Genomic DNA, 250 nt, shown 5'->3' with positions numbered 1-250 from the left:
GACAACAGCATGGACATCATGCAGGAAGAAACCTTCGGCCCCGTGCTGCCCATTGCGATTTTCGACACGCTCGACCAAGTGATTGCGCTGGCCAACGACAGCGCCTTCGGCCTCACCAGCTCGGTATACACCACCAACCTCAACGAAGCTTTTTACGTGATCCGCCGCCTGCAATTCGGCGAAACCTATCTCAATCGCGAAAACTTCGAAGCCATGCAAGGCTTTCACGCCGGCTGGAAACAATCGGGCA

Annotated in this window: 1 protein-coding gene; it reads left to right on the top strand. The window is 55.6% G+C overall.

Annotation, left to right across the window (positions count from 1 at the left end; all coding sequences use genetic code 11):
* Positions 1-9 precede the first annotated feature (9 nt).
* On the top strand, positions 10-250 hold a 241-nt coding region (locus B4920_RS27210), incomplete at its 3' end, for an aldehyde dehydrogenase family protein (protein ID WP_254051080.1).

It is taken from the genome of Zoogloea sp. LCSB751 (assembly GCF_002028455.1).
Lineage (GTDB): Bacteria > Pseudomonadota > Gammaproteobacteria > Burkholderiales > Rhodocyclaceae > Zoogloea.
Note: the sequence above shows the minus strand (reverse complement) of the source record. Positions and strands in the feature narration are given on the sequence as shown.